At 68.9% G+C, this 20,484-nt stretch carries 22 protein-coding genes, 5 tRNA genes and 1 pseudogene; 20 read left to right on the forward strand and 8 right to left on the reverse strand.

Annotation, left to right across the window (positions count from 1 at the left end; all coding sequences use genetic code 11):
* Window positions 1-65: 65 nt before the first annotated feature.
* Window positions 66-488, reverse strand: coding sequence for a roadblock/LC7 domain-containing protein (locus tag ACZ7L9_RS18520; protein WP_003966009.1), 423 nt, complete (start codon window positions 486-488; stop codon window positions 66-68).
* Window positions 489-4,250 (reverse strand): sensor histidine kinase, encoded by a 3,762-nt coding sequence (locus tag ACZ7L9_RS18525; protein WP_471416210.1) that lies wholly within the window; start codon window positions 4,248-4,250, stop codon window positions 489-491. It abuts the gene before it with no gap.
* Between the two features lie 581 nt (window positions 4,251-4,831).
* On the opposite strand from ACZ7L9_RS18525, the gene ACZ7L9_RS18530 reads away from it, so the two are divergent.
* From ACZ7L9_RS18530 to ACZ7L9_RS18550, 5 genes are all read left to right on the forward strand, one after another.
* Complete coding sequence (locus ACZ7L9_RS18530) at window positions 4,832-5,020, forward strand: hypothetical protein (protein WP_384458540.1); 189 nt, start codon at window positions 4,832-4,834, stop codon at window positions 5,018-5,020.
* A gap of 97 nt (window positions 5,021-5,117) precedes the next feature.
* On the forward strand, window positions 5,118-5,894 hold the full coding sequence (locus tag ACZ7L9_RS18535; RefSeq protein ID WP_471416211.1) for a fumarylacetoacetate hydrolase family protein: 777 nt from the start codon (window positions 5,118-5,120) through the stop codon (window positions 5,892-5,894).
* Entirely contained in the window at window positions 5,887-7,359 is a 1,473-nt protein-coding gene (gene gltX, locus ACZ7L9_RS18540) for a glutamate--tRNA ligase (RefSeq protein WP_471416212.1), read from the forward strand. Before ACZ7L9_RS18535 ends, gltX begins: the two co-directional genes overlap by 8 nt.
* Window positions 7,360-7,436: 77 nt before the next feature.
* Complete coding sequence (locus ACZ7L9_RS18545; protein WP_471416213.1) at window positions 7,437-7,700, forward strand: hypothetical protein; 264 nt, start codon at window positions 7,437-7,439, stop codon at window positions 7,698-7,700.
* The gene (locus tag ACZ7L9_RS18550) at window positions 7,697-8,068 is read left to right on the forward strand and encodes a PIN domain-containing protein (protein WP_471416214.1); all 372 of its coding nucleotides are present in this window, start codon (window positions 7,697-7,699) and stop codon (window positions 8,066-8,068) included. The genes ACZ7L9_RS18545 and ACZ7L9_RS18550 overlap by 4 nt, the downstream gene beginning before the upstream one ends.
* Window positions 8,069-8,131: 63 nt before the next feature.
* Here the strand turns inward: ACZ7L9_RS18550 and ACZ7L9_RS18555 are convergent, their stop codons facing one another.
* Window positions 8,132-9,049, reverse strand: coding sequence for a DUF3800 domain-containing protein (locus ACZ7L9_RS18555; protein ID WP_471416215.1), 918 nt, complete (start codon window positions 9,047-9,049; stop codon window positions 8,132-8,134).
* 152 nt (window positions 9,050-9,201) lie between these two features.
* The gene (locus ACZ7L9_RS18560) at window positions 9,202-9,531 is read right to left on the reverse strand and encodes a hypothetical protein (RefSeq protein ID WP_471416216.1); all 330 of its coding nucleotides are present in this window, start codon (window positions 9,529-9,531) and stop codon (window positions 9,202-9,204) included.
* Between the two features lie 92 nt (window positions 9,532-9,623).
* On the opposite strand from ACZ7L9_RS18560, the gene ACZ7L9_RS18565 reads away from it, so the two are divergent.
* The 4 genes and pseudogenes from ACZ7L9_RS18565 to ACZ7L9_RS18580 all read left to right on the forward strand — a co-directional run.
* The gene (locus ACZ7L9_RS18565) at window positions 9,624-10,526 is read left to right on the forward strand and encodes a helix-turn-helix domain-containing protein (protein WP_471416217.1); all 903 of its coding nucleotides are present in this window, start codon (window positions 9,624-9,626) and stop codon (window positions 10,524-10,526) included.
* A gap of 12 nt (window positions 10,527-10,538) precedes the next feature.
* Entirely contained in the window at window positions 10,539-10,736 is a 198-nt protein-coding gene (locus tag ACZ7L9_RS18570) for a DUF397 domain-containing protein (RefSeq protein ID WP_471416218.1), read from the forward strand.
* 48 nt (window positions 10,737-10,784) lie between these two features.
* A complete protein-coding gene (locus tag ACZ7L9_RS18575; protein ID WP_471416219.1) occupies window positions 10,785-11,474 on the forward strand; it encodes a type I restriction-modification enzyme R subunit C-terminal domain-containing protein in 690 nt (229 codons plus the stop codon).
* Between the two features lie 17 nt (window positions 11,475-11,491).
* Window positions 11,492-11,677 (forward strand): annotated as a pseudogene (locus tag ACZ7L9_RS18580) (HAD family hydrolase); the annotation flags it as partial.
* Between the two features lie 21 nt (window positions 11,678-11,698).
* Here the strand turns inward: ACZ7L9_RS18580 and ACZ7L9_RS18585 are convergent.
* Window positions 11,699-12,628, reverse strand: a complete 930-nt coding sequence (locus ACZ7L9_RS18585; RefSeq protein WP_471416220.1) for a LysR substrate-binding domain-containing protein — start codon at window positions 12,626-12,628, stop codon at window positions 11,699-11,701.
* An 85-nt stretch (window positions 12,629-12,713) separates the two neighbouring features.
* Between ACZ7L9_RS18585 and ACZ7L9_RS18590 the strand changes: the two genes are divergently transcribed.
* The 7 genes from ACZ7L9_RS18590 to ACZ7L9_RS18620 all read left to right on the forward strand — a co-directional run bounded on the left by ACZ7L9_RS18590 (window position 12,714) and on the right by ACZ7L9_RS18620 (window position 15,244).
* Complete coding sequence (locus tag ACZ7L9_RS18590; RefSeq protein ID WP_471416221.1) at window positions 12,714-13,829, forward strand: YeiH family protein; 1,116 nt, start codon at window positions 12,714-12,716, stop codon at window positions 13,827-13,829.
* A 123-nt stretch (window positions 13,830-13,952) separates the two neighbouring features.
* A complete protein-coding gene (locus tag ACZ7L9_RS18595) occupies window positions 13,953-14,672 on the forward strand; it encodes an HAD family hydrolase (protein WP_471416222.1) in 720 nt (239 codons plus the stop codon).
* An 87-nt stretch (window positions 14,673-14,759) separates the two neighbouring features.
* Window positions 14,760-14,831, forward strand: a tRNA-Gln gene (locus tag ACZ7L9_RS18600).
* Between the two features lie 25 nt (window positions 14,832-14,856).
* Window positions 14,857-14,929 (forward strand) — tRNA-Glu (locus tag ACZ7L9_RS18605).
* Between the two features lie 60 nt (window positions 14,930-14,989).
* Window positions 14,990-15,062 (forward strand) — tRNA-Glu (locus ACZ7L9_RS18610).
* A 12-nt stretch (window positions 15,063-15,074) separates the two neighbouring features.
* Window positions 15,075-15,146, forward strand: a tRNA-Gln gene (locus ACZ7L9_RS18615).
* A gap of 25 nt (window positions 15,147-15,171) precedes the next feature.
* Window positions 15,172-15,244: transfer RNA gene (locus ACZ7L9_RS18620), tRNA-Glu, on the forward strand.
* 150 nt (window positions 15,245-15,394) lie between these two features.
* On the opposite strand, the gene ndgR is transcribed toward ACZ7L9_RS18620, so the two are convergent.
* Complete coding sequence (gene ndgR / locus ACZ7L9_RS18625) at window positions 15,395-16,111, reverse strand: IclR family transcriptional regulator NdgR (protein ID WP_030928691.1); 717 nt, start codon at window positions 16,109-16,111, stop codon at window positions 15,395-15,397.
* Window positions 16,112-16,286: 175 nt separating this feature from the next.
* Between ndgR and leuC the strand changes: the two genes are divergently transcribed.
* The 4 genes from leuC (at window position 16,287) to ACZ7L9_RS18645 (ending at window position 19,439) form a co-directional block, all read left to right on the forward strand.
* Window positions 16,287-17,711, forward strand: a complete 1,425-nt coding sequence (gene leuC, locus ACZ7L9_RS18630; protein WP_471416223.1) for a 3-isopropylmalate dehydratase large subunit — start codon at window positions 16,287-16,289, stop codon at window positions 17,709-17,711.
* A 5-nt stretch (window positions 17,712-17,716) separates the two neighbouring features.
* On the forward strand, window positions 17,717-18,310 hold the full coding sequence (leuD, locus tag ACZ7L9_RS18635; protein ID WP_471416224.1) for a 3-isopropylmalate dehydratase small subunit: 594 nt from the start codon (window positions 17,717-17,719) through the stop codon (window positions 18,308-18,310).
* Window positions 18,311-18,414: 104 nt separating this feature from the next.
* Window positions 18,415-18,642: an SCO5555 family protein gene (locus ACZ7L9_RS18640; RefSeq protein ID WP_471416225.1), complete on the forward strand. Its 228-nt coding sequence runs from the start codon at window positions 18,415-18,417 to the stop codon at window positions 18,640-18,642.
* Window positions 18,643-18,785: 143 nt separating this feature from the next.
* A complete protein-coding gene (locus ACZ7L9_RS18645; RefSeq protein ID WP_471416226.1) occupies window positions 18,786-19,439 on the forward strand; it encodes an HU family DNA-binding protein in 654 nt (217 codons plus the stop codon).
* Window positions 19,440-19,533: 94 nt separating this feature from the next.
* Here ACZ7L9_RS18645 and ACZ7L9_RS18650 read toward each other — a convergent pair whose 3' ends face one another.
* Window positions 19,534-19,737: a hypothetical protein gene (locus tag ACZ7L9_RS18650; RefSeq protein ID WP_351074089.1), complete on the reverse strand. Its 204-nt coding sequence runs from the start codon at window positions 19,735-19,737 to the stop codon at window positions 19,534-19,536.
* Window positions 19,738-19,747: 10 nt separating this feature from the next.
* A complete protein-coding gene (gene cofC, locus ACZ7L9_RS18655; protein ID WP_471416227.1) occupies window positions 19,748-20,431 on the reverse strand; it encodes a 2-phospho-L-lactate guanylyltransferase in 684 nt (227 codons plus the stop codon).
* Window positions 20,432-20,484: the final 53 nt, after the last annotated feature.

The raw sequence follows: 20,484 nt of genomic DNA on the forward strand, positions 1-20,484 counted from the left end.
GCCTGACGGGTGAGGGATGAGGGCATTACCTGGGGCAATCGAATCTGTCATCGATCCGCGGCCGCCTAGTGGAGCAGGCTGCCTTGGAGCTCGGCACGGAGGTCCGGGGTGAGGACGGTGCCCGCCCGGTCGACCAGGAGGGCCATCTCGTACCCGACCAGACCGATGTCGGCGTCCGGGTGGGCGAGAACGGCCAGCGAGGAGCCGTCGGAGATGGACATCAGGAAGAGGAACCCGCGTTCCATCTCCACCACGGTCTGACTGACGGCGCCGCCTTCGAAGATCCGCGAGGCGCCCGCGGTCAGCGAGGTCAGACCGGAGGCGACGGCCGCCAGCTGGTCGGCGCGGTCACGGGGGAAACCTTCGGACATGGCCAGCAGGAGTCCGTCGGCGGAGACCACCACCGTGTGCGACACCCCGGGGGTGTTGTCCACGAAGTTCGTGATCAACCAGTTCAGATTCTGCGCGGCCTGACTCATCGGGCTCAACTAACGCTCCTGCTGGTGAGTGGGGCCGAGTGGAAAACTGCCGGTCGACTGGCCGTTGTTGGCCTGCCGTCCCTGCTGGATGCCCCGGCGGAGATTGGTCAACCGCCCGCGCACATCATCGGGCGCACGCGACACCTGAGGACCGGACTGATGGTTCTGCTGTTGGGCGGTGCCCGGAACCAGATTGGCGCGAGGTACCCGGCGAGGCAGTCCGGAAGTGGTGACTCCGCCCGCCGCGGGCTTCTTGACCCGCTCCGCCTGCCGTACGAGTTCGTCGTTCGGCGAGGGGCGCCAGGAAGATGTGGTGCCGCCGCCGTCGGCTCCGGTGCGGTGCGGCGCAGGAGCGGGAAGCTCCTGGCCGGGCTGCTGCGGGGCGGACGTGGGCGGCTGCGGCTCGGCGGGCGGCTGCTGACCGCCCTGCTGCGGGCCGTGGAACCAGTTCGTCTCCAGGGTGTCGTACAGCGGCGTACGACCGTCCCCGGGCCCGGCCGGCGGCAGCGCCTCGGGCTGCGGCTGCGGCGGCAGTGCCGGACGGTACTGCCCGTCACCGTGGGGCGCGACGGGCGGACGCGGAGCACCGAAGTCCCCGTTGTCCCGGTCGCGCTGACGCGGTGCCGGCAGGTCCTGGTCCTGCGCGGGCTGCGGCCGGCCGAAGTCGGGGCGGGCGAACTGCGAGGTGCTCGCCGGGTCCAGCGGCGACGGAGCCTGCGGGGCCGGACCGGAGAAGTCCGGGCGGGCGAACTCGGCGGTGGAGCCGGGGCCCTGCCGGTCGTCCATGGCCGGCCGCGGGGCGAGCGGCGGGCTCATCGGCCGCTGGAACTGGCCGGTGGACTCGGGCTCCTCGTGGCCGCGCGGGGCGTCCAGCGGGGTGCGCCGCGGCGCGGACGGCTCGTCGGTGCCCCAGCTGGTGGTCTGCGAGCGCTGCGGCTGGGGATAGCCACCGGGCAGCTCGGCACGCGGACCGCCGACCGGCGGCAGCTGACGTCCGGCTTCGACCGGACCGCCGGACCGCGGGAAGCCGCTCTGGCCGGCCGGGTTCTGCCGGGCCTGCTGCGGCTGCGGCGCCCCCCACGGGGCCGGGCCGTCGGCCTGTCCCTGCTGGTCGTTGCGGTCCTGGTCGTGGTAGCTCTGGTCGTTGTGGTTCTGGCGGTTCTGGTTCTGGCGGTTCTGGCCGAACAGGTCGGCCCGTCCGGAGTCCGTACGGCCCGTTCCGTCGCCCTGGCCGCGCGCACCGAGCCGGGCGCCGTTGCCGAAAGCACCGGCGAGGCCGCCGCCCTGACGCTGCGGCTCCTGGCGCGCGTCGTCCGACGGACCGGAGTCGGCCGGTCCGGTGGACTGGAAGCCGGCGTTCTGCTGACCCGGCTGACCCTGCTGGTTCTGCGGCCGGCGGGGTCCGCCGTCCCGCGAGGGCAGCGCGGCGCGCGGACCGGAGCCCGCACCGACCTGACCACGCGCGGCGCCCGGACCCGAGGCGAGCCGGCCGGCCGGGGCCGCCGGAGCGCCGCCGACGCCGGGACGGGAACCGTTGCCCTGCCCCGGACCGCCGGCACCGCCGAGCATGCCGCCGGGGGCGGACTGCTGTCCCGGCCCCTGCTTGGGGGCCGGCTGCTTGCCGCCGTGCGCCACATCGACGGGCAGCATGACCAGCGCGGTCGTACCACCGGAGTCGGAGGGCCGCAGCTGGATCCGGATGCCGTGACGCAGGGACAGCCGGCCGACCACGAACAGACCCATGCGGCGGGAGACCGAGACGTCGACGGTGGGCGGCGAGGCGAGCCGCTCGTTGATCGCCGCGAGGTCCTCGGGGGAGAGGCCGATACCCGTGTCGTGGATCTCGACCAGCACCCGCCCGTCGGGCAGCGCGTGACCGGTGACCCGCACCTTCGTCTGCGGCGAGGAGAACGACGTGGCGTTCTCCAGCAGCTCGGCGAGCAGGTGCACGAGGTCGTTGACGACGCGGCCGGCGACCTCGGTGGCGGGCACCGCGGCCAGTTCGATGCGCTCGTACTGCTCCACCTCGGAGGCTGCGGCCCGGAGCACGTCGACCAGCGGGACGGGGCGGGTCCACCGGCGGCCCGGCTCCTCGCCCGCGAGGACGAGGAGGTTCTCGCCGTTACGGCGCATGCGGGTCGCGAGGTGGTCGAGCTTGAAGAGCGAGGACAGCTGGTCCGGGTCGGCCTCGCGCGACTCCAGTTCGGAGATGAGCGAGAGCTGACGCTGGATGAGGCCCTGGCTGCGGCGCGAGAGGTTGGTGAACATCGCGTTGACGTTGCCCCGCAGAAGGGCCTGCTCGGCGGCGAGGCGGACCGCCTCGCGGTGCACGTCGTCGAAGGCCGCGGCCACCTGGCCGATCTCGTCCCGGGAGTGCACACCGACCGACTCGACCGAGGTGTCGACGTCCTGCGGGTCGGCATCGGAGAGCTGCTTGACGAGCTCGGGCAGCCGGTCCTGTGCGACGCGCGTAGCGGTGTCCTGCAGCCGCCGCAGCGAGCGGATCATCGACCGGGCGACGACGAAGGCACCGACCAGCGAGACACCGAGCACCAGCAGGATGAGCGCACCGCTGATGATCGCTTCGCTCTTCGACTGGTCGCGGAGCTCGCGGGCCTTGCCCTCCATGTCGCTGAGGAGGGTCTCCTCGATGGTCTTCATCGCCTGGATCTTGGTGGAGCTCTGGTCGTACCAGTCCAGGTAGGAGCGCTTCGGGATGCCGGTCATCCCCGAGGGGCTGTCCAGCACCTTCTTCGCGTAGGTGTCGGCGGCCTTGATCTCCGGGTTGCCGTCGTCCAGCGTGGCGGTCAGCTCGTCGGCGTTGTTGCCGGTGGCCGCGTAGACGGCGGCGAAGGAACGGCGTGCCGAAGTCTCCTTGCGCAGCGCGGCGCGGCCGAACTGCTGGTCGTTCTCATCGAGGTGCGGCTGCTTGTCGTTGCCGCCCGGCAGGGCCGCGGCGATGATCGCCCGCTGGACCGAGGCGTACTCCTTGGCGGAGGAGAAGGCCGCCAGTGCCCGGGTCCGCTTGATCATCTCCGAGTTGCTGGTCGCCTGCGCCATGTCCTGCGAGAGGCTCAGCAGTGAGGTGATCAGCTGGCTGTACTGGTCGACGGTCTGGAGGCTCGGGGTGTCCTTGGCGTACGCCGTCTTGCGGATCTCGCGGATACTGGTCAGCTGGCTGGCGATCTGCTGGACGCTCGAATTGATGCCCTCAAGGGCCTCGTCGCCGGAGGGGTCGCCGATCGAGTTCGTCGCATCCAGGAAGGCCGTCTTCGCCCGGTCGGTCTTCTTGCGGGGCTCGGTGACCTTGAAGTCGTCGGCCTTGACCCCGTTGGACAGTGGACCGGCCGAGCGGTCGCGCTCCTCCTGGAGCGCCTGGGCGAGCGTGGTCGCCTGCTTGGTCATCTTGGTCAGCAGCTGCATGTGGTCCAGCTGCTGCATGTCGTTCATCGAGTCGTTGATCCGCAGCCCGCCCAGCGTGGTCGCGGCGACCACGGGAAGGGCGAGCAGGGAGACCAGACGCGTGCTGATGCGCCAGTTGCGCAGAGCCACTCGCGAGCCCGTGTTGACGGAGCCCCGGGGCTTGAGCGACGAGATCGGGTCGGTGCCGGCGGCCGCCGTGGCACCGGGACCCCGGTCACGGTCGCTGCTTTCGCCGGCCGAGGCCGGTCCGGGGTTCTGGGCGTGCTGGGGCGAGGATCCGCGGTCGGTCCCGCCCTGCGGCTCCTGTTCCGCCGCAGCGCTGCCATCCCTCTTGAAACGTCCCTGCACTAGCGTCGCAACCTCTGGACCAGGCGTCCCTCCGCACGAGGCGGATGGGACGGTGTCGGCGTCGTGGGGCGTTGTATCCGCCCCATGGTGGTCGTGAGTGACCGGCGCTCTTCCCCTTCCCGCCGCCACTCGGCGCTGCGTTGCGCCCCCTGCGCGCCGGCCTGAAAACCCGCGGCGGTGCGTGGAATTCCAGCACAGTGCCGGATCTCCAACAAGGGCCCCGTACCCGGCCGTGACCTGGATGACGCGTTGTGATGGCTGCATAACAAGCCGTGGAGCATGTTCGCGGTCAAAGTGGATCATTACGGGTGAATCGACGAAGGGTGAAGGGTGTCCCAGTCGACATAATCAGGAGCGGAATGGCTGATTCAGTGCTGCAATGTCCGTTTCTTCCGGGGGGATCGGCCGCCCGAAATGAGGTAATTGTCGACGCAGTCGTGAGAAAACTCACACGTTGATCGCCGTCTCATCCAGGCTTCCGAAGGGAATTCGATGTTTAGCCTGACGCTTTACAGGGATGGCAAATCCGACAACCGGCGCCCCTCCGGGCGGCGCCCGTACCGACAGGGTCCGAACGGCAGATGAAGACGACGATGATGTTCCGCAACATTGCCAACCCCCGGCGCACCACGCTGGCGCACCTCAAGGACGCCGAGGAGCTGCGGACGCCGGAGCTGCCGGAGCACGCGCTCGATCTGCCCACCCAGACGGCCAACCCCCGCCGCACCATCCTCATGGAAGCCCCGGCAACCGTCGCAGCCGCGGAGTAGGCAACCGCGGAGCAATGCGCACGTCGTCCCCCCTCACCCGCGTTAGCCTGGAGCGTCAGTCTTCAGCCAGCAAGCAAGTGAGGGGCGACAGCATCCCGTGCGCATCGCCAGGTTCTCCATCGACGGCAATGTCGCCTTCGGCGCCGTCGAGGGCGACGGGCCCGATGGTCTCGTCCTCGACATCATCAAGGGCATTCCGTACGCCGAGTTCGAGCTCTCCGGCACGAAGGTCCCGCTGAGCAAGGTCCGCCTCCTGCCGCCCGTGCTCCCCAACAAGGTCGTGGCGATCGGCCGCAACTACGCGGAGCACGCCGCGGAACTGGGCAACGAGGTGCCGGATGTCCCCGTCGCCTTCTTCAAGCCCACCACCTCGGTGATCGGCTCCGGCGACGCCATCGAGTACCCCTCCTTCTCCAATGAGCTCCACCACGAGGCCGAACTGGCCGTGGTCATCGGCCGCATGTGCCGTGAAGTGCCGCGTGAGCGCGTGAAGGACGTCATCTTCGGCTACACCTGCGCCAACGACGTCACCGCCCGCGATGCCCAGAAGCGCGAGAAGCAGTGGGCCCGGGCCAAGGGCTTCGACACGTCCTGCCCGCTCGGGCCCTGGGTGGAGACCGACCTCGACCCCAGCGACCTGACCATTCAGGCCACGGTCAACGGCGAGCAACGCCAATTGGGCCGTACGAGCGAGATGATCCGCTCGATCGAGGATCTGGTCGTCCACATCACGGAAGCCATGACGCTGCTCCCGGGCGATGTGATCCTCACCGGCACTCCCGCAGGGGTCGGACCCCTCCATGTCGGCGACGAGGTCGCCGTCACCATCGAAGGCATCGGCACTCTCACCAACAAGGTGATCAAGCGTGGTTAACGCACCAGTCCGTGTACGTTTCTGTCCCTCCCCGACCGGCAACCCCCACGTGGGCCTGGTCCGCACCGCCCTCTTCAACTGGGCCTTCGCCCGGCACCACGGCGGCACCCTGGTCTTCCGCATCGAGGACACCGACGCCGCCCGCGACTCCGAGGACTCCTACAACCAGCTCCTGGACTCGATGCGCTGGCTCGGCTTCGACTGGGACGAAGGTCCCGAGGTCGGCGGGCCGCACGCCCCGTACCGGCAGTCGCAGCGCATGGACATCTACAAGGATGTCGCCGAGAAGCTCCTGACCGGCGGGTACGCGTACCACTGCTACTGCACCACCGAGGAGCTCGACGACCGCCGCGAAGCCGCCCGCGCCGCCGGCAAGCCGTCCGGCTACGACGGCCACTGCCGCGACCTCACGGCCGAGCAGATCGCCGCGTACCGGGCCGAGGGCCGCACCTCCATCGTCCGCTTCCGGATGCCCGACGAGGCGCTCACCTTCACCGACCTGGTCCGCGGCGAGCTGACCTTCCAGCCGGAGAACGTGCCGGACTACGGCATCGTCCGCGCCAACGGCGCCCCGCTCTACACGCTGGTCAACCCGGTCGACGACGCGCTGATGGAGATCACCCACGTCCTGCGCGGCGAGGACCTGCTCTCCTCCACCCCGCGCCAGCTCGCCCTCTACAAGGCGCTCATCGAGCTGGGCATCGCCAAGGGCACCCCCGCCTTCGGTCACCTCCCGTACGTCATGGGCGAGGGCAACAAGAAGCTCTCCAAGCGCGACCCGCAGGCCTCGCTCAACCTCTACCGCGAGCGCGGCTTCCTGCCCGAGGGACTGCTCAACTACCTCTCCCTGCTCGGCTGGTCCATCGCCGAGGACCGCGACATCTTCTCCGTCGAGGAGATGGTGGCCGCGTTCGACATCAAGGACGTCAACGCCAACCCGGCGCGCTTCGACCTGAAGAAGTGCGAGCACATCAACGCCGAGCACCTGCGCATGCTCGACGTGAAGACGTTCACCGAGGCCTGCGGCCCCTGGCTGAAGGCCCCGTTCGCCCCGTGGGCCCCGGAGGCCTTCGACGCGGACCAGTTCGCGGCGATCGCCCCGCACGCCCAGACCCGGGTCACGGTCCTCTCGGACATCACCGCCAACGTCGACTTCCTCTTCCTCGACGAGCCGGCGACCGACGAGGCGTCCTGGGCCAAGGCGATGAAGGAGGGCTCCGACGCCCTGCTCGCCACCGCCCGCGCCAAGCTGGTCGACGCCGAGTGGCACGCGGACGCCCTGAAGAACGCCATCCTCACCGCGGGCGAGGAGCACGGCCTCAAGCTCGGCAAGGCCCAGGCCCCGGTCCGCGTAGCGGTCACCGGCCGCACGATCGGCCTGCCGCTCTTCGAGTCCCTGGAGATCCTGGGCCGCGAGAAGACCCTGGCCCGCATCGACGCGGCACTGGCGAAGCTGGCCGCGTAGCGGCTTCGCGTCACACGATGGGGTGGCTGTTCCCACAGAGCAGCCACCCCATCGGTATTCGTTTGTATCCTTGCTTCATGGCTGACACCACGATCAAGATCGACGAAGGCATAAGGGATCGCCTCCGTACCCTGGCGGAAGAGCGCGGCATGAGCACGCGTGCGTACGTCGAGCGTGTGGTCGCGGCCACGCCTACGGAGTCGGAGCAGGCTGAGCGGACAGCGCGTGCTGTCGCATATGTTCGCGCGAATTTCGGAGTGGACCTCTCGGACGAGGATCTGCGAGCCGCGAAGGAATGGCGGGCGGATCTCGTGGCCCGGCGGCTCGGTGAGCGTCGGTGATCGTTCTCGACCATACGGCGGTGCTCGCGCTCTGCCGAGGGCATCGGATGCTTTCCGGGGTCGCGGTGATCGGGGCGGACGAGCCCGGCCAGCGTGCGCACGTCCCCGCGCTCTGCCTGCTGGCGGCGAGTCTTGAACTGCCTGGCGCCACCGCGCACATGGGAGCCCTGCCTGCGGTGGAATTCCTGCCACTGGACTTCGCCGCGGCAGCCGCCGTTGAACAGGCTGTGTCGGCGGGTGTCGACTGGCAGCATGCGCACGCGGTGTATGCGGCGGCGTCGGGTGAGCCGGAGAGCCTGTTGCTGACAGCAACCCCCGAGGCGTACATCGGGACGGGGGTGTGGGCCGTCGACATCGGCAAGCCCTGAGCGTCGGTAATGCCTGCATGAGGGGTCGGCAGCCAGCGGGCTGCCGACCCCCCGCCGTGCTCGCTACTGGACGATCGGCAGAGCCTTGCCGCTCGCTTGCTGTCCCGGAATCATTGCGGGTGGCATCGAGCCCGTCGCGTCAGACTTCGCGGCACCGAACATGAGGCTGGACGACTGTGCGGTGCGCCGGTCCGAGACCACGATGCCGCCGCGCCACTTCCTGCTCGGATCCTGGTAGCGGAACTGGAGCTTCTTCAGACGCTCACCGAACTCCTCCCGCAGCGGCGCGTAGGCGCCGTCGCAGTGCACGTTCCACGTGAGGTCGTTGAGATAGGCATGGCAGGCGATCGGGAACAGCAAGGACGACACCACCAGGTCCGCGACCTGCAACAGGGTGTGCGTATCGCTGTGACCGAAGACGGGGGACTCGATGATCCCCCGGAGACCGTCCCCACCCGTGCGGTATTTGCGGGTGGTCACGCAGTGCACGTTGGGCGCGTTCTTCACCTTGGTACGGCTGTCGAGGACCATCATCCCGCGTGAATGTTCGTGGGCCAGCTGAGCCTGGAACGTCTCGGTCAACGAACCCACGGAGGTCGGGTAGACACCGGACTCGCTGAAGGCGAGTCCCTCCTCCTTGACCCAGACGCGGGCGAGGAGCCGTGCGTCGTGGCGTTCCAGTATGTCGAGCAGGGGCGACACGAGTTCCATCGCGGCCCGGCGCCAGTTGCGGTTGCCGGCCCGCAGGTTCTTGCGGACGTCGGACCCCTTGATCTCGTGCTGGATCAGCTCGGACAGATGCATGACGTGTTGTAACTGGGGCCGGTAGTGCTTCTTGACGTTGAGGAAGTCCCAGGTCAGCTCCTTGACTTGGGAGCGGGGAACAGTGAATGCGCCGATGACGAGTACGGGCGGCGCATCCGGCTTGGCCGGATCGAGCGTCTGCCCGTTACCGGCCTCGTCGATGTAGCAGAGATGCACCGAACCTCCCCTGAAACACGTCTGTGGCCGCCCCCGAAGGGACGGCCACAGGGTCTGCGCAGCCATATGCGCGATGTTTTGTTTGCTGCTTCCGATGCTGCCAGGTGCCGGAGCACAGGGGCAAGCGCGACGTCGCTCTGAGTTGACCGGGTTCAACCCTCTGGAGTGAGAGGGGCAGTTGCCGAGCCGGGCCATACTAGGCAGCCGACGCTTCCGGGGCGCATGGAGATCATGTGGGCAGCACGGTCAGGAGTGCGCAGCGACATCCGGAACCCGCCGTCCACGGCGGTGACCTGGGCGCTCCCGTCGTCGTGCGCGAGTCCCCACGCGGCGACGCGGGCATCGTGATCGCCGTCGGAGGTACGGAACTGCTCGACCACGGCGAAGAGGCGGGGCGCGGTGGCTTCTACGAGGGCGCGGATCTCGTCGGCGAAGCTGTCGGGAGGGGCGGGGTTGGGGGGCTGCGGGGATACGGTGGTCATGCGAAGTCTCCTGTCACCGAGAGGAGTTGATGCGTGATAGAACGCTATCGGAATCGCGATAGATCTATCGCGAAAACTTAGGAATACCTTGCATGTTCACTGATGTGGGGGACAAGGGCGACCGTGGGTGGAGAGGGGATGTGGTGGCTGCTTCCACGCCGCCGACGCTGCGCCAGCGGCGCCTTGGTGCGGAACTGAGAAAGTTGCGCGAGCAGGCTGGGTTGAGTTCGACGGAGGCGGCCGCACGCATTGGCATTCAGCAAGCCAGGATGAGCATGATCGAAGCTGGGCGCTACGGCGTGAGCGCGGATCGTGTGCGAGCCATGGCGCACAGCTACGCATGTGGAGACGCTGCGCTGATCGAGGCGCTGGGCAACATGACGGGGCGGCGAGGACGTAACTGGTGGGATGAGTACCGAGAACTGCTGCCTGTGGCCCTTGTGGAGGTTGCAGAGCTTGAGGCGGAGGCGACGGCCCTGAGGGTTGCCGTGCTTGTCTCCATGCCTGGTCTTCTGCAAACAGCTCAGCAGGCGCGAGCGTCCTACACCCAGAACGTTCCGGTGCTCCAGCCGTACGAGGTTGAGCACAGATCTGCTTTCCGTGTGAGGCGGCAAGGCGTCCTCTATGAGACATCGTCCCTGCCGTACACAGCAGTCATCCACGAGGCAGCGCTTCGTATGGGGGTGGGTGGTCCGGACGTTGTGCGCGGACAGTTGGAGCACTTGGTCCATGTGGGAGAGCAGGAGAATGTGACGATCCTGGCCATCCCGTTCGAACGGGCCGACTTCCCCGTGTCCGGTCAGCCGATCACGTATGCAAGCGGCCCCGTGCCACAACTGGACACGGTCTTGTTGGATTCCGATCATGGGTGCGACCTTCTCTATGCGGAGGCGCAGCTTGCTCGCTACCGGGCGGTCCTGGACCGCATGGAGCGGTGTGCGCTCAGTGAGGCCAAGAGCCGTGATTTCATCCACAAGATCGCCAAGAGTCTGTGAGACGCCGGAACCATGCACGCTTACAACTGGCAGAAGTCCTCGTACAGCAATGAGGGAGCGAACTGTGTCAACGTTGCCACCGCACCCGACGGCACGCTCCGGTTGCGTGAGAGCGACGACCCGGACGTGATACTCGTCGCAACCCGGGCTGGCCTGTCCGCTCTGGTCGCATCGATCAAGGAGAACGAGAGCCTTGGGATGCAACCCTGAGCGAGGCTGCTGCTCGGGAAGACCAATATTCCGGCCGTCGCCGAACAGTTGGAGCTGCTGGAGGCGGTAGCGGGCGAAGAGTGGTGGCAGGACGCCACTCTGCCGATGCTGGAAGACCTGCGCAGAAGGCTGCGAGGGCTGGCGAAACTGGTGGACGCCAAGGCCAGGCGGAAGATCGTCTACACCGATTTCGAGGACGAGTTCGGCGAGATCTCCGAGGCGGATATCAAGGACATGCCGACAGGCGCGGACGAGCACAGGTTCCGCCAGAAGGCCCGCGCATATCTGCTGCGTCACGAGGACCAACCGACCGTCTACAAGCTGCGTCACAACGAGCAGATCACCGAAGACGAACTGGCCGGTCTGGAGGAGATCTTCCTTGCCGAGGCGGTGGCCTCGCCCGAGGATCTTGACGAGGTCCGGGCCACGGGAGGTCTTGGTCTGTTCGTCCGCACTCTGTGCGGACTGGACCGGCAGGCCGCCCAGCGGGCCTTCGAGGGCTTCATCGCAGGAATGCAGTTGAGCGCCGCGCAGCTGGACTTCATCATGCTCATCGTCGATGTGGTCACCAAGCGTGGTGTGCTCGACGTCGGGGATCTGTACGAAGTCGGCAGCCCCTTCCATGACCGTGCGCCCGGCGGCCCGGACGACCTGTTCTCTCTTGAGCAGATCGATGACCTCAAGATTGTCTTCATCGGCCTGCAAAGCACCGCAAAGCCCACCATGCTGGCCGCGTAGACGCATACGCTGGTGACATGCCGATCCGCGCCGTGCTCTGGGACATCGACGGCACGATCTTCGACTACTCCGGCATGGACCGCGTCGGCATGCGTATGCACCTGGAGGCCGAGGGGCTGCCTGAGGGATACGCCTCCCTCAGGCAGGCCCTCGACGCGTGGAAGACCATCCCGGATGTGCGGTGGGCCGGCTTCGCCGTCGGCGCCCCTGCCTCTGCCTGCGCACTACCGGTGCTTGGCCACCCGGAGCAGATGAAGGGCCGGCTCCGGTAGTTCGCGGCCCTTGGGCCAGACCGCGTGCAGGACGCGGTCCAGCCGCACAGCGGGGCTGACCTCGACCTCAACCAGGCGGCCCGATGCCACGTCCTCGCGCACGGCGAGCGCGGAGAGCACCGCGGGGGCCAGACCCCGGGCTGCCGCGCTGCGCAGGGGGGCGGTGGAACCGAGTTCAAGGACCGGGACGGCGATTCCGTCGTACGGACGCAGCGCCCGCTCCAGCGTCTCCCGGGTACCGGAGCCCGCCTCGCGCAGCAGCAGCGGGGTGTCGGCCAGCTCACGTCCGGTCAGGTCGCTGCGACGGTGTGTCCAGGGGTGGCCGGGAGCCACCACGACCGCGAGCCGGTCACGCCCCACCGCTGAGCGGTGCAGATCGTCGGGGACCTGCGGGCCCTCGATGAAACCCAGATCGCAGCCCCCGCGGCGCAGTGCCTCGACCACGCCCCAGCTGTTGGTCACCGTCAGCCCGACGTGGGCGTCCGGGGCGCTGTCCCGCAAGGTGACGAGCCAGCCGGGCATCAGCTCTTCCGCGATGGTCAGACTGGCGGCGACATGCAGTCGGCTGTCCTGCCGCGACCGCAGCGCGGCGGCCCCTTCGACCAGCGCTGCGGCCTGTTCGAGCACCGCCCGCGCCCAGTCGGTCACCACCGCTCCGGCCGGGGTGAGGCGGGATCCCGCGGTGGAGCGGTCCAGGAGCTGCAGCCCGAGACGGCGCTCCAGCGTGCGTATCCGCGCGCTGGCCGACGGCTGGCTGATGAGCAGCCGCGCCGCCGCCCTGCCCAGGCTGCCGGTCTCCGCCACGGTGACAAGCAGCTGCAGTGACTGCAGGTCGGGCAGCGGGCGCTGCCCGCTGTCCCGGTTCTCGCCGCGCTCGCTCATAGGAAACCCTTCATAGGGCAACCCTATGACCTGGGCTCCGATTCGCGTCTACCGGGCGGCGCGGATCCCCAGCACGCTGGTGATCATGACTCTGGACACGGAACACCCCCAGTCACCACCCCCCGGGCGACAGTCGGCGAAGCCGTCACGCGGAGGCAGCGCGTCCGCAGCGGGCCCGGTGCGCCGCAACGCTCCCGGCCTCGCGCTCGCCGTCGTCGGGCTCGGGCTGGCCGAGGGGGTGCACGCCCTGCTGCCCGCCGTGCCGATGCTGACCGCCGCCGTCGTGCTCGGGGTCGTGGCGGCGCATCTTCCCGGGGTGCATTCGTTCGTACGCGGCCGGGGCCGTGCAGGGCTCTCGACGGCGGGCAAGCGGCTGATGCGCGCCGGCATCGTGCTGCTCGGGCTGAAACTCAGCATCGGCGATGTGCTCGGGCTCGGCTGGGCGACGGTGACCATGGTGCTCGGCGTGGTCCTCGTGACCTTCTTCGGGACCTGGTGGCTCGGCCGGAAGCTGGGCCTGCCCGGCGACCAGCCGCTGCTGATCGCCACCGGCTACTCGATCTGCGGCGCCTCGGCCATCGGCGCGGTCAGCGGCGCGCTCGGCAAGGAGGACGACGACGAGCAGCTCGCGGCCGACGTGGCGACCTCGGTCGCGCTGGTCACCCTGTGCGGGACCCTCGCCATTGCGGTCCTGCCGCTGCTGCACCATCCGCTGGGCCTGGACGCTGTTCAGTTCGGCCGCTGGGTGGGCGCCGGCGTCCACGACGTCGGCCAGGTCGTGGCCACCGCCCAGACGGCCGGACCGACCGCGCTCGGCGAGGCCGTGATGGTCAAGCTGATCCGGGTGGCGATGCTCGCACCGCTGGTCGCCGGGGTCGCTGTGGCCTACCGGCGGCGGGCCCACGAAGCGGCCGACGGCCGACAGGCGGTGGGCACCCGCCGCCCGCCCCTGATACCGCTGTTCGTGATCGGCTTCCTGGCGATGACGGCCCTGCGCAGCACGGGTGTGCTGCCTGCCGGTGTGCTCGATGCCGCCGACACCGCGCAGGAACTTCTGCTGGCCGCGGCACTGTTCGGTCTCGGCAGCGCCGTACATCTGCCGTCGCTCGCCCGGTCCGGAGCCAGGACGGCCATGCTCGGCCTCGCCTCCTGGGTGGTTATCGCGTCGGTGAGTTACGCGGGCGTCCTGCTCACCACCTGAGCGAGCCACACCGGGCCCCGGCGCCGTGGCGCCCGCTCTTCGCCACGTGGAGTTGACGGTTGTCAACTCTCCGGCGGGGCTGGGGTGGTGGACCGGAAGCAGGCTCCGGGTAGGTTCGGGAGCATGGTCATTCGCGCCGTTCTCTGGGACATCGACGACACGATCTTCGACTACACGGGTGCCGACCGCGTCGGCATGCGCAAGCACCTCGAACAGGAGGGCCTGCCCGGCGGATACGACTCCGTCGAGCAGGCCCTCGTCGCGTGGCGGGCTCTCACCGATGTGCACTGGCGGCGGTTCGCCGACGGGGAGACGGACTTCCGGGGACAGCGCCGGGACCGGGTCCGGGAGTTCCTCTCGCGGGCGCTGGACGACGGCGAGGCCGACGACTGGTTTGCTCGGCACGTGGCCCACTACGAGGCCGCCTGGTCGCTCTTCCCTGACGCGGTGCCCGCCCTGGACCGGCTGGCGGACGGGTTCCGGCACGGGGTGCTGTCGAACTCCAGCATCCACAACCAGGACCGCAAGCTCCGCACGCTCGGCGTGCGGGAGCGGTTCGAGGCCGTGGTGTGCGCCGTGGAACTGGGCGTCTCCAAGCCCGAGGCCGGCGCCTTCCACGCCGCCTGCGACGCGCTTGCGTTGGAGCCGCAGGAGGTCGCGTACGTGGGGGACGAACCGGACATCGACGCGGGTGGTGCGGTCGCCGCGGGGCTGATGGGAATCTGGCTGGACCGGGGCGGCCGAGGCGGCCGGCCCGAACTCGTCCGTATCAGCGGGCTCGATCAGCTGCCCGGCCTGCTGGCGGGCAATACCCGTTTTGGAGCGCCGGACACCTTCGGGTAATGTTCTTCCTGCGCCGCCCGAGCGGGACGGAAGATCCGAACGGGAAGCGCAAGCCGAACAAAATCCCTTCCAGGGGTTGAGTTTTGGTGGGCTATGGTGTAATTGGCAACACTACGGTTTCTGGTACCGTCATTCTAGGTTCGAGTCCTGGTAGCCCAGCGCAGGAATGCAAGAGTAGTAACAAGCCCCCGTTGTGTAGCGGCCTAGCACGCTGCCCTCTCACGGCAGTAGCGCCGGTTCGAATCCGGTCGGGGGTACAGATCCTTCCCGCGAGATCATCTGGGTCGCACCCACGCTCTCGATGCAGGATCGCTAGGGCCCCCGTTGTGTAGCGGCCTAGCACGCTGCCCTCTCACGGCAGTAGCGCCGGTTCGAATCCGGTCGGGGGTACTTGTAACACCATGGGCTATGGTGTAATTGGCAACACTACGGTTTCTGGTACCGTCATTCTAGGTTCGAGTCCTGGTAGCCCAGCGCAGAAATGCAAGAGTAGTAACAAGCCCCCGTTGTGTAGCGGCCTAGCACGCTGCCCTCTCACGGCAGTAGCGCCGGTTCGAATCCGGTCGGGGGTACAACAGCACGGCAGGCAAGGGCCCTTCACTTCGGTGAGGGGCCCTTCTGCTTGTGTTCCTCGGGGTATGTCGCCCCGTCAAGTGCGCGGTTTGTACCGGGACTTGATGAAGGCCGCCACGACGCTGGGGCGGCCTGGAGGGGGATGGACGTCAGCCGTTGCGGCGCAGGGCCTCGCTCAGCCTCGCCGCCGAGTCGATGACCGCCTGGGCGTGCATCCGGCCCGGATGCCGGGTCAGCCGCTCGATCGGTCCGGAGACCGAGACGGCGGCGACCACCCGGTTCGAGGGGCCGCGCACCGGCGCCGAGACCGAGGCGACGCCCGGCTCGCGCTCGCCGATCGACTGGGCCCAGCCCCTGCGCCGTACTCCCGAGAGCGCCGTCGCCGTGAAACGGGCGCCCTGGAGGCCGCGGTGCAGGCGCTCCGGCTCCTCCCAGGCCATCAGGATCTGGGCCGACGAGCCGGCCTTCATAGTGAGCGTGGAGCCGACCGGCACGGTGTCCCGCAGGCCGGACAGCCGCTCCGCCGCCGCCACGCAGATCCGCATGTCGCCCTGGCGCCGGTAGAGCTGCGCGCTCTCGCCCGTGATGTCCCGCAGGTGGGTGAGCACCGGTCCCGCCGTGGCCAGCAGACGGTCCTCGCCCGCCGCCGCCGCGAGTTCCGCCAGCCGGGGGCCGAGAATGAAACGGCCCTGCATGTCCCTCGCCACCATCCGGTGGTGTTCCAGTGCCACGGCCAGTCGGTGGGCCGTGGGTCGTGCGAGCCCGGTCGCCGCGACCAGCCCGGCGAGGGTGGCCGGACCGGACTCCAGGGCGCTCAATACCAGAGCTGCCTTGTCGAGAACGCCGACGCCGCTAGAGTTGTCCATACGACGATACTCCCGTCTCACTCTGTGAAACGCAAGTTCAATTTTCGGCGGAAGTTGCGAACCTGTACGGGCGGCCACACAACGGCCCCGTAGCCACCGCCCCGCACGGGGGTCCGGACGGCGGCGCACCGAATCTCTAGTTGGGCCGGCGAAGACGCCGGCCGGAGGGAAAGCGATGGGTAGGACACTCGCGGAGAAGGTCTGGGACGACCATGTCGTCCGGCGCGCCGAAGGTGAGCCCGACCTCCTCTTCATCGATCTGCACCTGCTGCACGAGGTGACCAGCCCCCAGGCCTTCGACGGCCTCCGGCAGGCCGGACGCCCGGTGCGGCGCCTCGACCTCACCATCGCCACCGAGGATCACAACACCCCGACCCTCGACATCGACAAGCCGATCGCCGACCCGGTCTCCCGCGCCCAGTTGGAGACCCTGCGCAAGAACTGCGCGGAGTTCGGCGTGCGGCTGCACCCGCTGGGCGACGTCGAGCAGGGCGTCGTGCACGTGGTCGGTCCGCAATTGGGTCTCACTCAGCCCGGCACCACGGTCGTCTGCGGCGACTCCCACACGTCCACGCACGGTGCCTTCGGCGCGCTGGCGTTCGGCATCGGCACCAGCCAGGTCGAGCACGTGCTGGCCACCCAGACGTTGCCGATGGCCCGCCCCAGGACCATGGCGATCACCATCGACGGCGAACTGCCCGACGATGTCACGGCCAAGGACCTGATCCTGGCGATCATCACCCGGATCGGCACCGGTGGCGGCCAGGGCTACATCCTCGAATACCGCGGCTCGGCCATCGAGAAGCTCTCGATGGAGGCCCGGATGACCATCTGCAACATGTCGATCGAGGCCGGCGCCCGGGCGGGCATGATCGCCCCGGACGAGACCACCTTCGACTACCTGAAGGGCCGCGACCACGCCCCGCAGGGCGAGGACTGGGACGCCGCCGTCGCGTACTGGAAGACGCTGCGCACCGACGACGACGCGGTCTTCGACGCCGAGGTCGTCATCGACGCCGCCGAACTGGCGCCGTTCGTCACCTGGGGCACCAACCCCGGCCAGGGCGCGCCCCTGTCGGCCAACGTCCCCGACCCGGCTTCGTACGAGGACGCCTCGGAGCGCAACGCCGCCGAAAAGGCCCTGGAATACATGGGGTTGACCGCCGGCCAGCCGCTGCGCGACATCAACGTGGACACCGTCTTCGTAGGCTCCTGCACCAACGGCCGGATCGAGGACCTGCGTAACGCGGCCGCGATCCTGGACGGCCGCAAAGTCGCGAGAGGCGTACGGATGCTGGTCGTCCCGGGCTCTGTCCGGGTCGCTCTGCAGGCCGTCGCGGAGGGCCTGGACAAGGTCTTCACCGCCGCGGGTGCCGAATGGCGGCACGCGGGCTGCTCGATGTGTCTCGGCATGAACCCCGACCAGCTGGCCCCCGGCGAGCGCTCCGCCTCCACCTCGAACCGCAACTTCGAGGGCCGGCAGGGCAAGGGCGGCCGCACGCACCTGGTCTCCCCGCAGGTCGCCGCCGCCACCGCCGTGCTGGGCCACCTGGCCTCGCCCGCCGACCTGTCCGAAGCCCGTACGCCCGCCGGAGTCTGAGAATCATGGAAGCTTTCACCACACACACCGGCCGGGCCGTCCCGCTGCGCCGCAGCAACGTCGACACCGACCAGATCATCCCCGCCCACTGGCTGAAGAAGGTCACCCGCGACGGCTTCGAGGACGGACTCTTCGAAGCCTGGCGCAAGGACGAGAACTTCGTCCTCAACCGTCCCGAGCGCAACGGTGCCACGGTGCTGGTCGCCGGTCCCGACTTCGGTACCGGATCGTCCCGCGAACACGCCGTGTGGGCGCTGCAGAACTACGGTTTCAAGGCCGTCATCTCCTCCCGGTTCGCCGACATCTTCCGCGGCAACTCGCTGAAGAACGGGCTGCTGACCGTCGTACTCGACCAGAAGACCGTCGACGCGCTCTGGGAGCTGACCGAGGCCGACCCGACGGCCGAGATCACCGTCGACCTGGAGGCGCGACAGGTCCGCGCCGCGGGCATCACCGCCGACTTCGAGCTCGACGAGAACGCCCGCTGGCGCCTGCTGAACGGGCTGGACGACATCAGCCTCACCCTTCAGAACGAAGCGGACATCGCGACTTATGAGGCGGCGAGGCCGAGCTTCAAGCCACGTACAATTCGCGCCTGAGCAGCGCGTTTCCAGGACTGCGCCCCCTGCCTTCTGGTAGGGGGCGCAGTCGCTTGTTGAGACCCCCTCGGGCGACAACTCGCCCCAGATGGCACAATCGGTGCATGGAACGCGACAGCCAACTCAGGCTTTACGGCCAAGTCGCCGACCGATTGAAGGAAGCGCACACAAGAGTGCGCACACTGCAAGTCCCGGAGGGCGTAAGGATGGCGCTGTCCCGGAAGCTGTTGGTCATCACGGCCGCGGCGAAGCACGATCTCCCGGACGCGGCAAGGCGTCTGGACCGGTTGATGAAGGACCTCGATGAGGGCCGATTCCCCGAAGGTGACTGACTCTGCGGAACTGTGCAGCGGTCGACTTCGTTGCGGCACTAGGGTGATTAGCCCGTTTCGTGTTTGATTTGCGGTATATATCTGCCTAACGTGCGAAAACGCTTGAACACTTTCGTTCTGGCAATGTCTCCGAAGGGGAAGACGTGAACAAGGCGCAGCTCGTAGAAGCGATTGCCGACAAGGTCGGCGGCCGTCAGCAGGCCGCGGACGCCGTTGACGCGGTGCTCGACGCGATCGTCCGTGCGGTTGTCGCGGGCGACCGGGTTTCGGTCACCGGCTTCGGCTCGTTCGAGAAGGTCGACCGCCCCGCCCGCTACGCCCGCAACCCGCAGACGGGTGAGCGGGTGCGGGTCAAGAAGACCTCGGTTCCCCGCTTCCGCGCGGGACAGGGCTTCAAGGACCTGGTGAGCGGCTCGAAGAAGCTCCCCAAGGGCGAGGTGGCCGTGAAGAAGGCGCCCAAGGGCAGCCTGACCGGCGGTGTTTCCGCCCGTGCGACGACCAAGGCGGCCGCCAAGAAGGCCGCCGCCAAGAAGGCCGTGGCGAAGAAGGTCACCGCCAAGAAGGCCGCGCCCGCCGCGAAGACCACCGCGGCGAAGAGGGCCATCGCGAAGAAGGCCGCTCCGGCGGCGAAGAAGACCACGGCAGCGGCGAAGAAGGCCACGGCCGCTGCGGCGAAGAAGGCGGCGGCCGCCAAGAAGACCGCGCCTGCCAAGAAGGCCGTGGCGAAGAAGGCGCCCGCGAAGAAGACCACGGCGCGCAAGACCACGGCGAAGAAGGCCACCGCACGCAAGAAGTGAGGCCGGCAGCGCACAGCTGCCCACACGCGCCGGGCCGGGCTCCCCTCGGGGAGCCCGGCCCGCGGGCTGTTGCGGGCAGAGCGCGCGCAGCCGTTCAGAACGTCTGCAGGGTCACCAGGGTGATCCGCAGATCCGCCCCCTCGCCGACGCCCTCGATCCGCACCCGCTGCCCCGGACGCAGCAGCCGCAGCCCGCCCGCGTCGAAGGCCCGGGCGTCGAACTCCACCGGGGTCCCGTCGTCGAGCAGCACACTGCCGGTGCGGGTCTCGGGGTCGTACGTGTACGAGGTCGCCTGCATGTACGGAAGCCTATCGGTCCGGCGAGGAGACCCCCGCGGCCCAGTGCACCGAGGTGTGCGGGCCGGTGCCCAGGGCCAGTGCCGCGCGCAGATCGTCGCCGGTGTCCACGTCCTGGCGGACCGAATCGATGCCGGTCAGCGTGATTTCCACGGCGCCGGAGTCCAGGTGCCGAGCCCGGGAATGGCCGCCGAAATCCGGACGCAATTCCACTCCCGGCGCAGCCGAAAGAAATGTTGTTCCGATTCCTGCCGCGTCGGTGACAAATGCGCGAGGAAAAGCGGCGGAAAAATCGAGGACCCGGGCCAGTTCCGCGGGGCGCAGCGCGGGCAGATCCGCGTTGAGAGCGGCGACCGCGGCCCCGGGCCGCCCGGCCCGCACGGTCCGCTCACCGTGTGCCAGGGCGGCGTTGAGCCCGCGATCCGGTACGTCGGGCACGATGCCCGCCCCGAGGGCCGCGAGAGCCGCCCCTGCCGCCGTGTCGTCCGTGACGACCACCACATCCCGGACCGCCCGGCAGGACAGGGCCGCGGCCACGGTGTCCCGGGCGAACGCGAGGGCGAGGCGCGGGCGCAGCGCGGCACCCGTCGCGGGCGCGAGCCTGCTCTTGGCCCGGGCCAAGGGCTTCAATGGGACGACCAGGGTCCAAGAACCGGCCGGGTCGGTGTTCGTGGCGAACTCCCTCTCGATGCGCATCGCCGCTTATTCTCGCCTGCCGGTGCGAGAACGCGTACGGTCGGCCCCGAAAG

This window comes from Streptomyces sp. NPDC111516 (assembly GCF_055635345.1).